16 protein-coding genes are annotated in these 17,237 nt (G+C 73.1%); 7 read left to right on the forward strand and 9 right to left on the reverse strand.

Annotated elements, in window-relative coordinates; all coding sequences use genetic code 11:
* Positions 1-6: 6 nt before the first annotated feature.
* Positions 7-1,677: a class I adenylate-forming enzyme family protein gene (locus SAM23877_RS08145; protein WP_053128386.1), complete on the reverse strand. Its 1,671-nt coding sequence runs from the start codon at positions 1,675-1,677 to the stop codon at positions 7-9.
* Positions 1,674-2,444, reverse strand: coding sequence for an SDR family oxidoreductase (locus tag SAM23877_RS08150; RefSeq protein ID WP_053128388.1), 771 nt, complete (start codon positions 2,442-2,444; stop codon positions 1,674-1,676). Before SAM23877_RS08150 ends, SAM23877_RS08145 begins: the two co-directional genes overlap by 4 nt.
* A 171-nt stretch (positions 2,445-2,615) precedes the next feature.
* Between SAM23877_RS08150 and SAM23877_RS08155 the strand changes: the two genes are divergently transcribed.
* Complete coding sequence (locus SAM23877_RS08155; RefSeq protein WP_174532200.1) at positions 2,616-3,872, forward strand: exo-beta-N-acetylmuramidase NamZ family protein; 1,257 nt, start codon at positions 2,616-2,618, stop codon at positions 3,870-3,872.
* Between the two features lie 16 nt (positions 3,873-3,888).
* Here SAM23877_RS08155 and SAM23877_RS08160 read toward each other — a convergent pair whose 3' ends face one another.
* The gene (locus SAM23877_RS08160; RefSeq protein WP_053128392.1) at positions 3,889-6,720 is read right to left on the reverse strand and encodes a penicillin acylase family protein; all 2,832 of its coding nucleotides are present in this window, start codon (positions 6,718-6,720) and stop codon (positions 3,889-3,891) included.
* Between the two features lie 222 nt (positions 6,721-6,942).
* Between SAM23877_RS08160 and SAM23877_RS08165 the strand changes: the two genes are divergently transcribed.
* Together SAM23877_RS08165 and SAM23877_RS08170 are read left to right on the forward strand one after the other, a co-directional pair.
* On the forward strand, positions 6,943-7,545 hold the full coding sequence (locus tag SAM23877_RS08165) for a hypothetical protein (protein WP_053128393.1): 603 nt from the start codon (positions 6,943-6,945) through the stop codon (positions 7,543-7,545).
* A gap of 96 nt (positions 7,546-7,641) precedes the next feature.
* Positions 7,642-8,382 (forward strand): 3-keto-5-aminohexanoate cleavage protein, encoded by a 741-nt coding sequence (locus tag SAM23877_RS08170; RefSeq protein WP_053128394.1) that lies wholly within the window; start codon positions 7,642-7,644, stop codon positions 8,380-8,382.
* Positions 8,383-8,639: 257 nt separating this feature from the next.
* Here SAM23877_RS08170 and soxR read toward each other — a convergent pair whose 3' ends face one another.
* Positions 8,640-9,161 (reverse strand): redox-sensitive transcriptional activator SoxR, encoded by a 522-nt coding sequence (soxR, locus tag SAM23877_RS08175; RefSeq protein ID WP_053128395.1) that lies wholly within the window; start codon positions 9,159-9,161, stop codon positions 8,640-8,642.
* A 120-nt stretch (positions 9,162-9,281) separates the two neighbouring features.
* Between soxR and SAM23877_RS08180 the strand changes: the two genes are divergently transcribed.
* Entirely contained in the window at positions 9,282-9,743 is a 462-nt protein-coding gene (locus SAM23877_RS08180) for a MaoC family dehydratase (protein ID WP_053128396.1), read from the forward strand.
* Here the strand turns inward: SAM23877_RS08180 and SAM23877_RS08185 are convergent.
* From SAM23877_RS08185 to SAM23877_RS08195, 3 genes are all read right to left on the reverse strand, one after another.
* A complete protein-coding gene (locus SAM23877_RS08185; protein ID WP_053128398.1) occupies positions 9,734-10,378 on the reverse strand; it encodes a TetR/AcrR family transcriptional regulator in 645 nt (214 codons plus the stop codon). The genes SAM23877_RS08180 and SAM23877_RS08185 overlap by 10 nt on opposite strands.
* Positions 10,379-10,438: 60 nt before the next feature.
* The gene (locus tag SAM23877_RS08190) at positions 10,439-10,753 is read right to left on the reverse strand and encodes a YiaA/YiaB family inner membrane protein (RefSeq protein WP_053128400.1); all 315 of its coding nucleotides are present in this window, start codon (positions 10,751-10,753) and stop codon (positions 10,439-10,441) included.
* 73 nt (positions 10,754-10,826) lie between these two features.
* On the reverse strand, positions 10,827-11,978 hold the full coding sequence (locus tag SAM23877_RS08195; RefSeq protein ID WP_053128402.1) for an acyl-CoA dehydrogenase family protein: 1,152 nt from the start codon (positions 11,976-11,978) through the stop codon (positions 10,827-10,829).
* Between the two features lie 105 nt (positions 11,979-12,083).
* Between SAM23877_RS08195 and SAM23877_RS08200 the strand changes: the two genes are divergently transcribed.
* The 3 genes from SAM23877_RS08200 (at position 12,084) to SAM23877_RS08210 (ending at position 14,656) form a co-directional block, all read left to right on the forward strand.
* Positions 12,084-12,725 carry a TetR/AcrR family transcriptional regulator gene (locus tag SAM23877_RS08200; RefSeq protein ID WP_053128407.1) on the forward strand — a complete coding sequence of 214 codons (642 nt, stop codon included), beginning with the start codon at positions 12,084-12,086 and terminating at the stop codon, positions 12,723-12,725.
* 47 nt (positions 12,726-12,772) lie between these two features.
* On the forward strand, positions 12,773-13,486 hold the full coding sequence (locus tag SAM23877_RS08205; protein WP_053128409.1) for an ArsR/SmtB family transcription factor: 714 nt from the start codon (positions 12,773-12,775) through the stop codon (positions 13,484-13,486).
* A gap of 216 nt (positions 13,487-13,702) precedes the next feature.
* Positions 13,703-14,656 (forward strand): DMT family transporter, encoded by a 954-nt coding sequence (locus tag SAM23877_RS08210; RefSeq protein WP_162492143.1) that lies wholly within the window; start codon positions 13,703-13,705, stop codon positions 14,654-14,656.
* On the opposite strand, the gene SAM23877_RS08215 is transcribed toward SAM23877_RS08210, so the two are convergent.
* Positions 14,653-15,750, reverse strand: a complete 1,098-nt coding sequence (locus SAM23877_RS08215; RefSeq protein ID WP_053128413.1) for a Zn-dependent alcohol dehydrogenase — start codon at positions 15,748-15,750, stop codon at positions 14,653-14,655. The genes SAM23877_RS08210 and SAM23877_RS08215 overlap by 4 nt on opposite strands.
* Before the next feature lie 22 nt (positions 15,751-15,772).
* Complete coding sequence (locus SAM23877_RS08220; protein ID WP_053128415.1) at positions 15,773-17,161, reverse strand: aldehyde dehydrogenase family protein; 1,389 nt, start codon at positions 17,159-17,161, stop codon at positions 15,773-15,775.
* Between the last annotated feature and the right edge of the window lie 76 nt (positions 17,162-17,237).

The following is a 17,237-nucleotide window of genomic DNA, read 5'->3' on the forward strand; positions in this document are numbered from 1 at the left end:
GTCCGTTCACTGTCCGTCCTGGTGTGCACGGGAACGCAGTTCCCGACGGAGGATCTTCCCACTCGCCGTCTTCGGCAGTTCGGGCAGGATCTCCACCTGGCGCGGGTACTTGTACGCGGCCAGTTTCTCCTCGCAGTAGGCGGCGAGCGCGTCCGGGTCCGTCTCGGCACCCGGACGGAGGCTGATGTACGCCTTGACGGTCTCGCCGCGGTACCCGTCGGGCACGCCGACGACGGCGGCCTCGCGCACCGCCGGGTGGGTGTAGAGCACGTCCTCGACCTCGCGCGGCCAGACCTTGAAGCCGGACGCGTTGATCATGTCCTTCTTGCGGTCGACGACGTAGAGCCACCCCTGGGCGTCCATGAAGCCGATGTCGCCGGTGCGCAGCTCGCCGCCGGGGAAGGTCTCGGCGGTGGCGTCGGGACGGCGCCAGTAGCCGGGGACGACCTGCGGGCCGCTCACGACGATCTCGCCCTGCTCCCCGAAGGGCACCTCGGCGCCCTGCTCGTCGACGATCCGGACCACGGTCTCGGGGCCGGGCACGCCGACGGCGAGGGTCCCGGAGACCGGGTCGACGGGCGCCTCCAGGTGGGGCGGTACGGAGGCGCAGGGGGCGGTGCACTCGGTCAGCCCGTAGCCGTTGCGGATGTACGGTCCGAAGCCGGCCCGGAACTTCTCGACCAGGGCGGGCGGCAGCGGGGCGCCGCCGGAGGAGATGTTCGCGAAGGACGCGAAGTGCTCGCGGGTCACCGACGGGTGGGCGGCCAGCGCCATGAAGGCGGTGGACGGGCCGACCGTGTAATGCGGCCGGTGCTCCGCGAAGGCGTCCAGCACGACACCCGCCTCGAAGCGGTAGGCCAGGACGAGCGTGCCCACGCTGTTCAGGCAGGCGCCGAACTCGCAGACCATGCCGGTGATGTGGAACAGCGGCGCCAGCGCGAAGTAGACCGGTGCCTCGGGCAGACCGAGCCCGGTGCGCTGCCGCTCGGCGTTGTACATGATGTTGCGGTGCGTGTTGGTGGCGCCCTTGGGCGTGCCGCTGGTGCCCGAGGTGTAGCTGATGAGCGCGGTGTCGTCCGGGCGCGGGTCGCGGCCCTCGGGCGCCCTGTGGCCGGTGCGGGCCACCTCCGCGAGGTCGTCGGCGTCGGCGGCCCGCGGCAGCCGCTCGAACGTCAGGACGCGCTCGTCCCGGCGGCTCTGGAAGTCCAGCTCGCAGCCGGTGAGCACGATCCGCACCGGCGAGTCGGCGGCCGCCTCCCGCAGGTACGACTCCCAGGCCCGGTCGGAGCAGATCAGGGCGGCCACCTCGCCGTCCCGCAGGACGTGCCCGACCTCCCCGGCCTTGTACATGGGGTTGACGGGCACGACCACCGCGCCGGCCTTCCAGGCGCCCAGCACCGCGAGCACGAAGTGCGGCGAGTTCTGCAGGAGGACCGCCACCCGGTCGCCGCGCTCCAGGCCGCGTGCGGCGAGGTGCCCGGCGACGGAGTCGCTCAGCTCGTCCACCTCGCGGTAGCCGAGGCGGCCGTCGAAGTAGGCGAGGAAGGTGCGGTCGGGGGCCTCGGCGGCGGCCCGGCGCAGGGCGTGCACCAGGGACGGCTCCGGGGTCAGCGGCGCCTTCTGGGCGTCGGTCAGCAGGTCCAGCCAGGGCTTGACCGCGTAGCGGGAGCCGGTCATCGGGCCGCCGCCTCCTCCCACTGCCGCTGGAGGCGGTTCATGCCGTGCAGCCAGCGGTCCGGCTCGGTGGCGCGGGCCTGGTAGTACTCGGCGACCTCGGGGTGCGGGAGGATCAGGAACCGGTCCTCCTCGATGCCCTGGAAGAGGGCCGCCGCCACGTCCTCGGGCTCGATGGCGGTCGGCGCGAGCACCAGGTCGCCCGCGCTGCCGCTCGCGGTGAGCATGTCGGTGCGCACGCCCTGCGGGCAGATGGCGTGGACCTTGATGCCGCGGTGGCGGTAGGTCAGGGACAGCCACTCGGCGAAGGCGTAGGCGCCGTGCTTGGTCACGCTGTAGGGCGCGGCACCGATCATGGTGAGCAGTCCGGCGGCGGAGACGGTGGAGACGAAACGGCCGCTGCCGCGCTCCAGCCAGTCCGGGATCAGTTCGTGCGCCGCCCGTACGTGTGCCATGACGTTGACGTCCCAGGCGAGGGCCCAGACGGCCTCGCCGGCCGCCTCGGTGCCCCCGGAGCCGACGCCCGCGTTGGCGCAGTACACGTCGACCCTGCCGTCCAGCGCCTCACGCGCCTCGGTGACGATCGCCGAGGCGTCGCCCGGGACGGCGACGGCGCCGATCTCGTCGGCCACGGCCTTCGCCCGGTCGGCGTCCAGGTCGTTGACGACGACCCGGGCCCCCTCGGCCGCGAAGCGGCGGGCCAGCGCGGCACCGATGCCGCCTCCCGCCCCGGTGACCACGACTCCGGCATCCTGCACGGCTTCCACCATCGTCTCCTTCGACACGGCTCGGGCACTGCTGGCTCCCCGTTGCAGCGCCAGACTAACCAGTCGGTATGTGCGACGGAAGAGGCGAACCGCGGTTCGCCTCGTTCCGCGCGGACGGGGGCGCGGGTTAGCGTGCGTGCGCATGACACCCGCCGCGATCACGGAGGTCACCGCATGACGCTGTCCAGACGGTCCCTGCTCGCCACCACGGCCGCGGTGGCGGCCACCACCACGGCCGCCGCGACCGGCACGGCGCAGGCGGCGCCCGCCGGGCACGGGGGCCGCCGGCTGCGCACCGGCTTCGAGCGCCTCGCCGACGACGGCTACGCCCTCCTCGACGGGCAGCGGGTGGGCGTCGTCACCAACCCGACCGGCATCACCCGGGACGTGCGCCACATCGTCGACGTCATGCACGCCGACGACCGGGTGAACCTGACCGCCGTCTTCGGCCCCGAGCACGGTTTCCGGGGCACCGCGCAGGCCGGCGGCTCCGAGGGCCGGTACGACGACCCCGCGACCGGACTGCCGGTCTACGACACGTACCTGAAGAGCGGGCAGCCGCTGGCGGACGTCTTCACGGCGTCCGGCGTGGACACCGTCGTCTTCGACATCCAGGACGCGGGCGCGCGCTTCTACACGTACATCTGGACGCTGTTCGACTGCATGGAGGCGGCCGGGCTCGCGGGCAAGCGGTTCGTCGTCCTGGACCGGCCCAACCCGGTGACGGGGCGGGCGGCCCTCGGCCCGGTCCTGCACGAGGAGTTCGCGACCTTCGTGGGCCGCAAGCCCATCTCCCAGGCGCACGGCATGACCGTCGCCGAGCTGGCGCGGCTCTTCAACGGCGAGTTCCTCCGGTCGCCGGTGCCGCTGGAGACGGTGGCCATGTCGGGCTGGCGGCGTTCGGACTTCTACGACGCCTCCGGGCTGCCCTGGGTGCCGCCGAGCCCGAACATGCCGACGCCGGAGTGCGCGCTGGTGTACTCGGGGACGTGCCTGTTCGAGGGCACGAACCTGTCCGAGGGGCGCGGCACCACCCGCCCCTTCGAACTGCTCGGCGCCGAGGGCGTCGACGGGAACTGGGCCGCCGCCGCGAACGAGCTCGGCCTGCCCGGCGTGCGGTTCCGCGAGGCGTACTTCGCGCCCACCTTCTCCAAGTTCCAGGGGAAGACCGTGGGGGGCGTGCAGCTCCACGTGCACGACCGGGCCGCCCTCGACCCGGTGCGCACGGGGATCGCCCTCCTGGTGACGGCGAAGCGGACCTGGGACGGCTTCGCCTGGCGGCCGGACAACTGGATCGACAAGCTCACCGGCTCCACACAGGTGCGGACGATGATCGACGCGGGTGCGGACACCGACGAGGTGGTGGGCGGCTGGGAGAGCGAACTGGCGGCGTTCCGAAGGACGCGCCGCCAGTACCTCCTCTACCGGTGAGTCCGCGGCCGGCCGGTCACCGGTGGGACGTGAACTCCACGACCTGCTGGTAGGTCGGCCGGTTCTGCCAGCCGATCCCGCCGTGCTTGATGCCGCCGAGGGTGCGGTGGATCACGGAGTCGGCGCACCACTGGTCGCCCGCCGCGCAGTGGTCGTCGCCGGGGTAGACCTGGGCGGCCGTGCGGCCCGCCGCTTCCTCGAGGGTGGCGACCAGGGTGTCCCGGCAGGCGGCGAGGTCGCCGCCCCCGCAGTACTCGCGCGCGAGGGGCCCATCGACGGGCTCGCCGAGCACGGCCCGGAGGTCCTTGTCGACATAGCTCCACCAGCCGTACTGGAAGGCGCTGCCGGCGTGTGCGCCGGTCGGGCCGTGGGCGGCGGACGGGGACTCGTCGACGGGGATGTTCCGGGTGAAGGCGGTGTACAGCTCGCTGCCCAGGCCGGGTTCGAACTCGGCCTTCACCAGCAGCGGCCACCAGGCGTCCAGCGTGCGGATCGCGTCGGCGTGGGCGTACTTCCTCGAGCCCGCCGAGGTCTCCGTGCGCAGGGCGCCCGCCCCGAGCCACGCCCGGAGTCCGTCCACGGCCGCCGCGGCCGCCGGGTCGGTCACCGGCGCGGAGTCGATCACCTTGAGCAGGTCGGGCAGTACGGCCTCGGCCCGCAGGTCGGCGAGCCCCGCCTCGGCCATCGCCCGCACCAGCGCGGCCCGGGTGACACCGCCCTCGGCGACCAGCTTCCTCACCCGGTCGTCGAGCAGGTCGCCGCGGTGGACGGAACCGTTGCCCCAGGGGGCGGTGGTGTAGTCCTTGGCCTGCTTGTTGTTCCACGAGACGTAGTAGTCCTGGTCGAGCGACCGGGGGTGGGCGGACGGGGGCGTGTAGCGGGCGGTGTTGGCGGCCGGGTCCCAGTCCGCCCACTCGTACGGCGGGCGCGCCCAGACCGGGAAGTCGGCGTCGACGCCGTCCGCCCGCACCGGATTGTCGCCGCTGTTGTAGTACGCCGTGCGCTCGGAGTCGGCGTAGAACCAGTTGAAGGTGTAGTTGATGTTCTGGACGGCGCTCTGGAAGCGCTCGGGACCGGTCAGGTAGTCGGGGTCGTTCAGCATCTGGAAGCCGATGATCGAGTCGGCCTCGTGCAGGTACGAGGAGCGCAGCGTCACGTAGGCGACCTTCTTGCCGCCGACGGTGGCGCGGTACTCGACCGGGCCGTACTTCGTGCGCCAGACCCGCATCGTGTAGGAGCCGGCCGCGGTGGAGTCGGCGACCGTCGGTTTCCAGGCGTTCTTGCGCTCGATCTTCTCCATCGGCGTGCAGGTGCCGCGGTGCAGGTAGTGGTAGTCGTCCTGGCACAGCTCGACGGCGTAGGTGTCGATGATGTCCTGGCCCGAGGTGGTCGCGCTCCACGCGTAGTCCTGGCCGCGGCCGAGTTCGACGTACATGCTCAGGCCCGCGAAGGAGGCGCCGCGGGCGCTGATGCCGGGGCCCTGGATCTCCTGGAGCATGAGGAGCTGGGGGGCGAAGTAGCCGGTCTGCGGGCCGAAGACGGCGACCGGGTGACCGCTCGCGGTGTGCTCGCCGCTGACGACGAGGGCGTTGGACATGCCGCGCCGGGCCGAGGTGACGGCTGTGTCCGCCGCCCTCGCCGAGGCGCCGGCCGCCGCCGGGCCGCCCGCGCCGCCGGTGCGGTCGTGGACCAGCGGCTCGGCCGTGACCGAGCCGGCGTCGGGAAGGGCGCGCCCCCGGGGGTCGTCCGGCCTGGGCAGGTACGGGAAGCTGCCGTCCTGCTGTGTGAGGACAGCCTCGGGATCGTTGCGCTGGCGGAAGGACTCCCAGACCTCGGTCCCCTCGGCGACGCCGTGCTTCTCCTGGGCGACGAGCAGCGACAGGGCGTTGCTGACCTCGCCGCCGCCGCCCGAGCCGAAGAGGGAGCCGATCACGGAGGCCAGGGCGATCAGGTCGGTGCGCTTGAAGCGCTCGATCGTGCCCGCGTTGGTGAGGGCGTTCTTGTGGCCGGTCAGCACGTACTCGCCGGGGAAGTAGCGGCCCTTGTCGGAGGCGTCGATGTAGGCGTTGATGCCGGCGACGTAGGCGTCCACGTCGGCCAGGGCCAGCTCGCCGCGCTCGCCGGCCTTGGCGGCGGCGCTGAGGATCTGCGCCTCGAGGTCGGCCTCGGTGTACGGGGCGCTGCGCCAGAACTGCTGCTCCAGGCCCTGATTGGCCGGGGCGCCGCCGGCGAAGGGGGTCAACTGGCCGCGTCCGACGTGCCGGAAGAGGTCCATGAGCCACAGCCGGTCCTGGGCCGCCGCGTACCCCGCGCCGAACTCGGTGCCGTAGCGGGTCGTGCCGGTGATGTGCGGCACACCGGTCCTCTTGTCGCGCACGATCGTCACGTCACCGCGTCCGGCGGGGCGGACGGTGGAGGCCACCTGGCCGGCGGGGACACCGAACGAGGCGTCGTTGAAGAAGTCGTTGATCTTGTCGTTGGTGAGGCCGGAGTAGCCGGTGGCGAGCTTCGCGTAGGGCCCGAGCTGATCCTCGGCGTGGGCCGGCTGGGTGCCGAAGGCCTGGTTGAGGAGGATCTGGGCGAGCGTGGCGTTGCCGTTCTGGCCGGGCGGCAGGATGTCGGAACACTGGCCGCCGCAGTGGTCGTTCGCCGCCGTCCCGGCGGTCGCCGCGGTGGCCTGTTCCGGGGCCCGGTCCGCGGAGGGGTCCGTTCCGGCGGCCATCGCGGGGGAAAGCGGTGACAGAAGACCGGCAACGAGGGCGCATACGGAAGCGCCCTTCAGGAACCCGTGGAAGCCGCGGGGAGTTCTCAGTCTGTCGAGGGCGTTGCGTGGGGTGCGCCGTGGCATGGCAGCTCCTCCCGACGGGGGTGTGGCGGGACGTTACCGCCGGTATCCCCGAGTGGGAAGGTGAACATGCGTCACTTTTTTGGAGTGGGTGGATCGGCTGATGAGGGGCATCGGAAATCGGATGGAGCCGATTCGCGTGTCGATACGTCTATTCGGCGACGTCCGTACGACGACGCCGAAGTGACCGAAGTGCAGGTGCAGGTGTGACGGAGGTGCAGGGCGATGGCCGGTTTCCGAAGTCTGGCGAGACAGGTCCGCGATCCACGGTGCGACCTGGCGCTGCGGCGCTATTCACTGCGCAAGTGCCTTGAGCGGTTCGCCCCTTACGGGCACAGGGCGACCTGGGACCATCTGTGCTCCCGGGCCGGGTTCGGACCCGAGGACCGCTCTCCCGAACCGGCGCGGCTCGTGGCCGCACTGGAGGAGCTGGAGGCGGCGCGCTCGGTGTGGCTGGCCTACGAGGGCGAGTTCGCCGAGCGACGCAGGAAGGAGAAGCACGACGGGCTGCGCAGGCCGGGCAGCGTCGACGACTGGCACCGGCTGACCTGGGGCGGTTTCGGGGTCGCCTGGTGCGACGACCCCCGCGTCCATCCCGACGGACCACTGGCCGAGGTGCTGCGGAATCTCATCTCCGCGCTGGAGCGCGCGCCCGGGTCCGTGTGCCCGGTGTGCGACGGGGAGCAGCTCGTCTGGAAGTACGACCTGGATCACGAGCCCTCGACGGGGCCCGTCTGCACGGACTGCGGGATCCTCGTCCCGCGGCCCGTCCTCACCCCGGACGCGCTGGCGGACGCCCGCCGGGGACGGCTGCTGATGTCGGCCTAGCCGGCCCGGGGGTGTGCAGGGGATGCCGCACCCCCGACGGCCCGTGCGGGACCGCGGCCGACGCGTGGCGGCCGTGGCGACGGGCACCATGGGGAGATGGTGCAGTTGTGCGCGAACGGCGACCGGACGAGCGCCGACGGGGCGGTGGTGCCGCTGTCACCGGAGGCGATCGCCGACTCGGTGGCCGGAGCGGTCGCCGCGGGGGCCACGGACGTCCATGTCCATCCCAAGACGCCGTGCGGGCGGGACTCGTTGTCGCCCCGGGTGCTCGCGGCCACCCTGGACGCGATACGGGCGCGGGTGCCGGCACCGGTGGCGGTCGGCGTCACCACGGGCGCCTGGGCCGAGCCCGATCCGGCCGTCCGCGCGGCACGGGTGCGGAGCTGGACGGTCCTGCCCGACCACGCCTCGGTCAACTGGCACGAGCCCGGCGCCGAGCAGGTCGCCGCCGCGCTGATCGAGCGCGGGGTGGGCGTGGAGGCCGGCCTCTGGTCGGGCACGGACGGCGCGGCCCGGTTCCTGCGCTCACCTCTCGCGCCGAAGGTGCTGCGCGTCCTGGCGGAGGTCACGGACACCGACCCGGCGACCGCGCGGGACACGGCGCGCGCGCTGCTGTCCGAGCTCGGCACGGCCCACGACCGCCCCGTCCTGCTCCACGGCGAGGGGGCCGGCGCCTGGCCGGTCCTGCGCCTGGCCGGCCGCCTCGGACTGCCGACCCGCATCGGCCTGGAGGACACCCTGTGCCTCCCGGACGGCCACCGGGCCACGTCCAACGCCGAGTTGGTCACCGCGGGCCTGGCGGAGTGGACGTCGGCCCGGCGGAGCGGACGGACGTGAGGACGCGTCCCGCGGACGGACGTGAGGACGTGTCCGCGAAGGGGCCGGCGAGGGCGCGCCCCCGCGGCGGGACCGGCCGAGCACGAGGCCGGCCCCCACCCGCGTACGTGCGGGTCAAGGGCGCACGGTTTCCGCCCTGGTCACCGCCGGCCCCTCGGTTCGGGCGGCCGTGCCGTGCGGCGCGCGCGGGCAGGACGTCTCCTCCCGGGCCCTCCGCGTCGTCGGGCGGCGTGCGGGCGGGCGCCCTGCCCCGACCCTCAGTCGCAGCACTCCGTCTGCGACCGGCGCCCGCGCCGCGCGCGCCCGCCCTTGGTGGCGGGGTCCCGGCGCTCCACCAACAGGCGGGATCCGGTGCCGCGTTCGCCGAAGACGTCGTCGGGGTTGGACAGGACACAGGTGTCCAGGGACAGGCAGCCGCAGCCGATGCAGTCGGTGAGGTGATCGCGCAGCCGGTTCAGCTGCTTGATGCGCTCGTCCAGTTCGGAGCGCCAGGACTCGGAGAGCCGTGCCCAGTCCTCCTCGGTGGGCGTGCGCCCCTCGGGCAGCTCGGCGAGCGCCTCGCGGATCGTGGCGAGCGGGATGCCCACGCGCTGCGCCGCGCGCACGAAGGCGACGCGGCGCAGCGTGTCACGGCTGAAGCGGCGCTGGTTGCCCGAGGTGCGGCGACTGCTGATCAGGCCCTTGGACTCGTAGAAGTGCAGGGCGGAGACGGCGGCGCCGCTGCGCGCGGCGAGCTGGCCGACCGTGAGCTCGTGAATCTTCTCGGGAATCTGAGGCACTCCCCGAACCCTACCGACCCCGCCGCCGCGCCGGTCCGTTGACATGGGCTTCGCGGGCGACCATGCTAAGCAGTCGCTTAGAGTCGTGAGAACAGGTCGAGCGAGCAGAGAGGCCGGGACATGGCAGAGCCGAGGATCTTCACATCCGCCGACGAGGTGAAGGCGGCGGTCGGCGAGCAGCTGGGGTACACCGACTGGCTGGACGTCGACCAGAAGCGGATCGACCTGTTCGCGGAGGCGACCGGGGACCACCAGTGGATCCACGTGGACCCGGAGAAGGCCGCGGCGGGCCCGTTCGGCACCACCATCGCGCACGGTTATCTGACCCTGTCGCTGCTTCCGCTCTTCGGACCGCAGCTCATCCAGGTCGAAGGCGTGACGATGGGCGTCAACTACGGCACGAACAAGGTGCGCTTCCCCTCCCCCGTCCCGGTCGGCTCGCGCCTGCGCGCCACGGCGACGATCACCGGCGTCGAGGACGTCAAGGGAGGCATCCAGGTGACCGTCGCCTTCACCGTGGAACGCGAGGGCGGCGACAAGCCCGTGTGCGTCGCCGAGTCCGTCTCGCGCTACTACGTCTGAGCGACGCCCGGCGCTTCGGCACCCACCATCCGCAGCACGAGGTCGGCGTAGAGCGCGCCGACCTCGTCGGGCGTCCGGGGCCCGTTCACGTTGAACCAGCGGGCCACGTCGATGCAGAGCGAGAGCACCGCCAGTGTGGTCCCCTTGACGTCCGGCACGTCGAACTCGCCCGACGCCACACCGTCGTCGATGATGCCGCGGACGGCGGCGTCGCACTGCCGGCGCAGCGCGAGGATCTCGTCGCGGGCCTCGGGGCCGAGCGCGTCCAGCTCGTACTGGACGACCCGCGCGGTGGTGCGCCGCCCGGCGTGCCAGCGCACGAAGGAGCTCACGGCGTCGGCGAGCCGCTCCGTCGCACTGCCCTCGCCCTGGGCCGCGGTGCGCAGGATGGCGACGGCCCGTGCGTGACCGATCCGGCTGATGCGGTGGAGCAGCTCTTCCTTGGTCTTGTAGTGGATGTAGAGCGCGGCCGGGCTCATGCCGGCCCGCCCGGCGATGTCGCGGGTGGTGGTCGCGTGGTACCCGCGCTCCGCGAAAGCCTCCACCGCGGCGACCAGGAGCCGCCGGGCCGCATCCGGGGTGACCTCTTCCCACGGCTCGGTCTCGCCGCCCGTCGTCTCGGCCGCCGTACTCATCGCTTGTTCGCCCCTCTCGGTGACAGGAGCACCACCATACCGCCGAAGCTGAGCGGTCGCTTAGGGGCGCTGCTGCGCCGGGGTGCCGCCCGGCTTCTGGAAGGGGTCGTGCTCGACGAGGATCTTGTCCAGTCGCGCCTGGTCCACCCGGCTCACGATCTGCCCCACCTCCTGGCGGTCACGGATGATCTTGGCCAGGGTGAAGGCCGAGGTGACCAGGTACAGGACCGCTATGGCGAGGAAGGCGCGCACCCACGGGTCGGCCTCGAGCTGGTAGATGCCGATGGCGGTGGCGGCCATGGCGACCGAGAACGACGCGACGGCCTGACCGTAGAAGGCCGCCGTGCTCTGCTGCTTGACCGATGTGTCATTCATGGGAAAAGGATCGGCGGATGTGGCCGGGGCCACATCCGCCGACGTACTCAGTTCCGGTACTCAGAGCCCGGGCTCAGAAGGCCGACACACCCGTCAGCGCCCGCCCGATGACCAGCTTCTGGATCTGGCTGGTGCCCTCGTAGAGGGTCATCACGCGGGCGTCGCGCAGCAGCTTCCCGGCCGGGTACTCGTCGATGTAGCCGTAGCCGCCGAAGACCTGCAGGGCGTTGTTGGCGGCGCGGACCGCGGCCTCCGAGGCGAACAGCTTGGCCTTGGAGGACTCGACGGTGAAGGGCTGTCCGCGGTCGATCAGGTCGGCGACCCGCCAGGTCAGCAGCCGGGCCGCGTCCACGTCGAGGGCGATGTCGCTGATCAGCTCCTGCACCAGCTGGTGGTGGGCGATGGTCTTCCCGAACTGCTCGCGCTCGCCCGCGTACCGCACGGCCACGTCCAGTGCGGCCTGGGCGATACCGACGCACCCGGCCGCCACCGACATCCGGCCCTTGGCGAGGGCCGACATGGCGACCGAGAAGCCCTTGCCCTCGGGGGCCAGCATCGCGGAGGCGGGGACGCGGACGTCCTCCAGGACCAGCTCGGCGGTGGCCTGGCCGCGCAGCCCGAGCTTGCCGTGGATGGTGCGGCGGCTCAGGCCGGGCGTGTCGGTGGGCACCAGGAAGGCGGAGACGCCCTTGTGGCCGGGGGCGTCCGTGGAGCGGGCGAAGAGCAGCACGACGTCGGCCCAGGTGCCGTTGGTGATGAACATCTTGGTGCCGTTGATGACGTAGTCGTCGCCGTCGCGGACCGCGCGGGTGGAGAGGTTCCCGGCGTCCGACCCCGTGCCGGGCTCGGTCAGCCCGAAGCAGCCGACGTACTCGCCGGAGGTGAGCCCCGGCAGCCAGCGCCGCTTCTGCTCCTCGTCGCCCCACGCGGCGACGGTCTTGGCGACCAGGCCGAGGGAGACGGACACGATGCCGCGCACCGAGCTGTCACCGCGCCCCAGCTCCTCGGTGACGAGGCAGTACGCGAGGTGGTCGCCGCCGGAGCCGCCGTACTCCTCGTCGACGGTGAGCCCGAGGAAGCCGACCTCGCCGAGCTTCTTCACGATCGACCGGTCCACCTCCTCGGCCCGGTCCCAGGCGATGACGTGCGGGGCGATCTCGCGCTCCACGAAGTCCCGCGCGAGCTGCCGTACGGCGCTCTGCTCCTCGCTGAGCTCCAGGTTCATGCCGAGTCACCCCACAGAAAAGACGTCTTGAAAGCCGTACACCTTGAAAGCCGTACATTTAAATTAGCACTGCTAGTTTCTGTTCGCAGCCCTACTATGTGCGCCATGGCCCGACCGCGCAAGCCCCTGCTCAGCACCGACCGGATCATCGAGACGGCCCGCGCGCTGGTGGACGCGGAGGGCCTCGCGGCCGTCTCCACCCGCCGGCTCGCGGCGGAGCTGGGGGTGAGCGGGCCCTCGCTCTACAACCACTTCCGCACCAAGGACGAGATCCTGGAGGCGGTGGCCGACTCGGTGAGCGCCCAGGTCGACCTGTCGATGTTCGAGGACGGCCGGGAGTGGCGGACCGCGCTGCACGACTGGGCCGTCTCCTACCGGGCGGCGCTGCGCGACCACCCCAACATCGTCCCGGTCCTGGCCCACGGCCCGGGCCGCCGTCCGGCCGCCCTGCACCTCGCCGACGCCGTCTACGGGGCGATGGTCGACGCGGGCTGGCCGCCGGCCCAGGCCACGTCCATCGGCGCGCTGATGCGCTACTTCGTCATGGGCTCCGCGCTCGGCTCCTTCGCCCGGGGCTTCCCGGACGACGCGAGCGCGTACGACCCCGCCGACTACCCGCACCTCGGCAAGGCGCACCTGCTGGCCGAGCAGCAGGAGAAGATCGACGAGCGCGCCTTCGAGACCGGGCTGGCGGCCCTGCTGGACGGGCTGGCGCAGCAGTACCAGCAGGTCGCGGGGAACGCGTGAGGACACTTCGGCGGGGGCCGAACGGTGCGTGACGCATCCTGGGTCACATGACCACCAGGGAAACCGGGGCCCCCGGACTCGCCCGGCTGGCCGGGCTGATCGCCGACGAGACCCGGGCCGCCTGTCTGCTGGCACTGCTCGACGGCCGGGCCTGGACCGCCGGCGAGCTGGCCCGGCACGCGGGCGTCGCCGCGTCGACGCTCAGCGAACACCTGAGCAAGCTCGTGGCGGGCGGCCTGCTCGCCGAGGAGCGGCAGGGGCGGCACCGGTACGTGCGGCTGGCCGACGAACGGACCGCCCAGCTCGTGGAGGACCTGGCCGCGCAGGTCGCCCCGGAGGCCGCGGCACGGCGACCGCGCACCCTGCGGGCGTCCGGCGCCGGGTCGGCGATGGCGCGCGGACGCACCTGCTACGACCATCTCGCCGGGCGGCTCGGGATCGCGGTGACCGACGCGCTGACCGGGCGCGGGCTGCTGCGCCAGGACACCGGTTTCGCCCTCACGGACGCGGGCCTGGGCTGGTTCGCCACCGCCGGGATGACCCTGGAACTCACCGGCCGCAGGCCGCTGGCCCGTGCCTGCCTCGACTGGACCGAACGCCGGCCGCACCTGGCGGGCGTCGCGGGTGCGGCCCTGTGCCGGCACGCCCTGGAGACGGGCTGGTGCGTGCGCATCGGCTCCGAGCGGGCGGTGAAGGTGACGGCGGAGGGTGAGCGGGCGCTGTCGGAGCTGCTGGGCATCGACCCGGTGGCCCTGCGCTGAGCGCCTCGCGTCCCCCGCCGTGAGCCCGGCCTCGCGTCCCCCGCCGTGAGCCCGGCCTCGCGTCCCCCGCCGTGAGCCCGGCCTCGCGTCCCCCGCCGTGATCCCGGCCTCGCGTCCCCCGCCGTGAGCCGTCCGCGCCCCCGTCCGGCGGCCGTCGACTCGCCGTCCGGAAACCGCCGGTCGTCGCACCCCTCCCTTCCTAGCCTCAGGAGCATGATGAGTACCGCCCCGCACGCCGCCTCCCGCCGCCCGCAGCTGCTCGCGGCCGGCGCCGCCACCGCCACCGTCGTGCTGTGGGCCTCCGCCTTCGTCTCCATCCGCAGCGCGGGTGAGGCCTACGCCCCGGGCGCGCTGGCGCTCGGCCGGCTGCTCTCGGGCGTCCTGGCGCTCGGCGTGATCTGCCTGCTGCGCCGGGAGGGGCTGCCACCGCGGGCCGCCTGGCGGGGGATCGCCATATCAGGACTGCTGTGGTTCGGCTTCTACATGGTCGTCCTGAACTGGGGCGAGCAGCAGGTGGACGCCGGTACGGCCGCCCTGGTGGTGAACGTCGGACCGATCCTCATCGCCCTGCTCGGCGCCCGGCTGCTCGGGGACGCGCTGCCGCCGCGACTGCTGGCGGGGATGGCGGTGTCGTTCGCCGGGGCGGTGACCGTAGGCCTGTCGATGTCCGGCGAGGGCGGGTCCTCCCTGTTCGGCGTGGTGCTGTGCCTGCTGGCCGCCGTGGCGTACGCGGGCGGGGTCGTCGCCCAGAAGCCCGCGCTGGGACACGCGAGCGCGCTCCAGGTGACGACGTTCGGGTGCCTGGTCGGCGCGGTGCTCTGCCTGCCGTTCACGGGGCAGCTGGTGCGGGACGCGGCCGACGCGCCCCTCTCCGCGACCCTCAACATGGTGTACCTGGGCGTCTTCCCGACCGCCCTGGCGTTCACGACGTGGGCGTACGCCCTGGCCCGTACGACGGCCGGCCGCATGGGCGCGACCACGTACGCGGTGCCCGCCCTCGTCGTCCTGATGTCCTGGCTGGCGCTGGGTGAGGTGCCGGGGCTGCTCACGCTGGCGGGCGGCGCGCTGTGCCTGGCGGGCGTGGCGGTGTCGCGCTCCCGGAAGGGCGCGGCGGCTCCGGAGCCCGAGGGGGCCGCGGAGCCGCACGCGAGGGACGGCGGGCGGGTCTAGAACACCACCAGCGCCCGCCCTCCCTTGCCCGCCAGCATGTTCTCGAAGGCCGCCGGGATGCCGTCCAGCGCGATCCGCTCCGTCACCAGGGCGCCGAGGTCCAGCCGCCCCGCGCGGACGTGCTCGGCCAGGACGGGGAGGTCCCGGACGGGGTCGGCGTTGCCGTAGACGCAGCCGGTGAGGGTGCGGCCCCAGTGGAAGATCTCCAGGGCGTTGAAGGTGACCTGCTGGTCCTTGCCGCCGATGCCGACGACCGTGGTGCGGCCCCCGCGCCGGGTGGATTCCCAGGCGGTGCGGATGGTGACGGCCCGGCCCACGCACTCGACGGCGACGTCGACGCCCTGCCTGCCGGTGAGGGCACGGATCTCGCGGGCGGTGTTCTCGCCGGCGACGAGGTAGTCGGTGGCGCCGGCGGAGCGGGCCAGCTCCTCCTTCTCCGGGGACACGTCGACGGCGACGATCTTCGAGGCGCCCGCGATACGGGCCGACTGCAGCGCGGCGAGCCCCACTCCCCCGACGCCGAACACCGCGACGGTCTCGCCCTCCCGGACCTTGGCCGAGTGGTGGACGGCGCCGTACCCGGTGAGGACGGCGCAGCCGAGCAGGGCCGCGTCGGTGAGGGGGATGCCGTCGGGGACGGGCAGGACGCAGGACGCGGAGACCACCGTCTCCTCGGCGAAGGCGGCGACGTTCAGCCCGGGGTGCAGGTCGGTGCCGTCGTCGGCGCGGCGGGCGTGCACGTTCGCCGCGCCGGACAGGGCGTCCGCGCACAGCCAGACCTCGCCGAGCGAGCAGGCGTGGCAGGCGCCGCAGGACGGGGCCCAGTTGAGGACGACGTCGTCGCCGGGGGCGACGTGGGTGACGCCGTCGCCGACGGCGAGGACCGTGCCGGCGCCCTCGTGGCCGAGGACGGCGGGGACCGGCACCCGCATGGTGCCGTTGGACAGGGACAGGTCGGAGTGGCAGACGCCGGCGGCGGCGAGCTTCACGTGGACCTGGCCGGGGCCGGGCTCGGGCAGCTCGATCCCGGTGACCTCCAGCGGGGAGCCTACGGCGGGTACGACGGCGGCGCGGACAGCGGTACGGACGGCCATGACGTGGGCAACTCCCCTGGAGCTAGAACTGGAGGGACTTGGTCTGGAGGTACTCGGCCAGGCCGTGCGAGCCCAGCTCGCGGCCCACGCCGGACTGCTTGTAGCCGCCGAAGGGCGCCAGCGGGTTGAACCGCCCGCCGTTGATGTCGACCTGGCCGGTGTCCATGCGGCGGGCGAAGGCGACCGCCTCGGCCTCGTCCCCGGCCCAGACGGCGCCGGCGAGGCCGTACACCGTGCCGTTGGCGATCCGCAGGGCGTCGTCCTCGTCCTCGTAGCGGAGGATGGTCAGGACGGGGCCGAAGATCTCCTCCTGGGCGACGGTCATCTCCTCGGTCACGTCGGCGAAGACCGTCGGGCTGACGAAGTACCCCTGCTCGCGCGGGGCTTCGGGGCCGCCCGCGACGAGGCGCGCGCCCTCGGCGACACCCTTGTCGATGTACCCGCGCACCCGCTCCTGCTGCTTGGCGTTGACGACCGGGCCGATCCGGTCGCCGTACTTCGCGGCGGCCTCGGCGGCCAGCTCCACGGCCTCGTCGTACTGGTCGCGGTGGACCAGCATCCGGGTCCAGGCGCTGCACGTCTGGCCGGAGTTGGACATGACGTTGGCGACGCCCACGTTGACGGCCTTGGCCAGGTCGGCGCTCGGCAGGATGACGTTGGCGGACTTGCCGCCGAGTTCGAGGGCGACCTTCTTGACGGCGGCGCCGGCGAGGGCGCCGATCCGCCGGCCCACGGCCGTGGAGCCGGTGAAGGAGACCAGGTCGACACCCGGGTGCTCGGCGAGGGCCTGCCCGGCGACCGGACCGAGGCCGGTGACCAGGTTGAAGACGCCCGCCGGTACGCCGGCCTCGTGCACGGCCTCCGCGAAGAGCTGGGCGGTCAGGGGGGTGTCCTCGGCGGGCTTCAGCACGACGGTGCAGCCGGCCGCGAGCGCCGGGGCGACCTTGGCGACGATCTGGTGCAGGGGGTAGTTCCAGGGGGTGATGGCGCCGACCACGCCGATCGGTTCGTGGTGGACGACGGAGTTGCCGACCTTCTCCTCGAAGGCGTACGTGGCCGCCAGCTCGGCGTAGGAGCCCGCGACGGCGATCGGCGCGCCGGCGTGCACGGCCTGCGAGAACTTCAGCGGGGAGCCGAGCTCGGCGGTGACCGTCTCCGCGATCTCGTCCTTGCGGGCGACCAGCACGTCCCGCAGGGCGGCCAGGCGCGCGGCCCGCTCGGCGGGCGGGGTCGCGGCCCAGCCCGGCAGGGCGGCACGGGCGGCCCGTACGGCGGTGTCGACGTCCAGGGCGTTGCCGGCCGGGACCTTGCCGATCACCTGCTCGTCGGCCGGGTTCACGACGTCGATCGTCTCCCGTCCGTCTGCGGGCCGCCAGGCTCCGTCGATGTACATGCCGTCATGTGCCTTCATCGCGTTCCTTCCGGGCGGGCCTCGTCGTCCGGCCCCAAACTAGCGCCGATAGTTTTACGGCACCAGGGGCGGCCAC

Origin of the sequence: Streptomyces ambofaciens ATCC 23877, from assembly GCF_001267885.1 — a bacterium.
GTDB classification, from domain to species: domain Bacteria; phylum Actinomycetota; class Actinomycetes; order Streptomycetales; family Streptomycetaceae; genus Streptomyces; species Streptomyces ambofaciens.

What these genes read in the sequence shown, in the direction of transcription:
- SAM23877_RS08145 (WP_053128386.1), bottom strand. Translation starts at nt 1,677, where the DNA reads ATGACCGGCTCCCGCTACGCGGTCAAGCCCTGGCTGGACCTGCTGACC.
- SAM23877_RS08195 (WP_053128402.1), bottom strand. Translation starts at nt 11,978, where the DNA reads ATGAACCTGGAGCTCAGCGAGGAGCAGAGCGCCGTACGGCAGCTCGCG.
- SAM23877_RS08150 (WP_053128388.1), bottom strand. Translation starts at nt 2,444, where the DNA reads ATGGTGGAAGCCGTGCAGGATGCCGGAGTCGTGGTCACCGGGGCGGGA.
- SAM23877_RS08155 (WP_174532200.1), top strand. Translation starts at nt 2,616, where the DNA reads ATGACGCTGTCCAGACGGTCCCTGCTCGCCACCACGGCCGCGGTGGCG.
- SAM23877_RS08210 (WP_162492143.1), top strand. Translation starts at nt 13,703, where the DNA reads ATGAGTACCGCCCCGCACGCCGCCTCCCGCCGCCCGCAGCTGCTCGCG.
- SAM23877_RS08215 (WP_053128413.1), bottom strand. Translation starts at nt 15,750, where the DNA reads ATGGCCGTCCGTACCGCTGTCCGCGCCGCCGTCGTACCCGCCGTAGGC.
- SAM23877_RS08220 (WP_053128415.1), bottom strand. Translation starts at nt 17,161, where the DNA reads ATGAAGGCACATGACGGCATGTACATCGACGGAGCCTGGCGGCCCGCA.
- SAM23877_RS08190 (WP_053128400.1), bottom strand. Translation starts at nt 10,753, where the DNA reads ATGAATGACACATCGGTCAAGCAGCAGAGCACGGCGGCCTTCTACGGT.
- SAM23877_RS08185 (WP_053128398.1), bottom strand. Translation starts at nt 10,378, where the DNA reads ATGAGTACGGCGGCCGAGACGACGGGCGGCGAGACCGAGCCGTGGGAA.
- SAM23877_RS08160 (WP_053128392.1), bottom strand. Translation starts at nt 6,720, where the DNA reads ATGCCACGGCGCACCCCACGCAACGCCCTCGACAGACTGAGAACTCCC.
- SAM23877_RS08180 (WP_053128396.1), top strand. Translation starts at nt 9,282, where the DNA reads ATGGCAGAGCCGAGGATCTTCACATCCGCCGACGAGGTGAAGGCGGCG.
- SAM23877_RS08170 (WP_053128394.1), top strand. Translation starts at nt 7,642, where the DNA reads ATGGTGCAGTTGTGCGCGAACGGCGACCGGACGAGCGCCGACGGGGCG.
- SAM23877_RS08205 (WP_053128409.1), top strand. Translation starts at nt 12,773, where the DNA reads ATGACCACCAGGGAAACCGGGGCCCCCGGACTCGCCCGGCTGGCCGGG.
- SAM23877_RS08165 (WP_053128393.1), top strand. Translation starts at nt 6,943, where the DNA reads ATGGCCGGTTTCCGAAGTCTGGCGAGACAGGTCCGCGATCCACGGTGC.
- SAM23877_RS08200 (WP_053128407.1), top strand. Translation starts at nt 12,084, where the DNA reads ATGGCCCGACCGCGCAAGCCCCTGCTCAGCACCGACCGGATCATCGAG.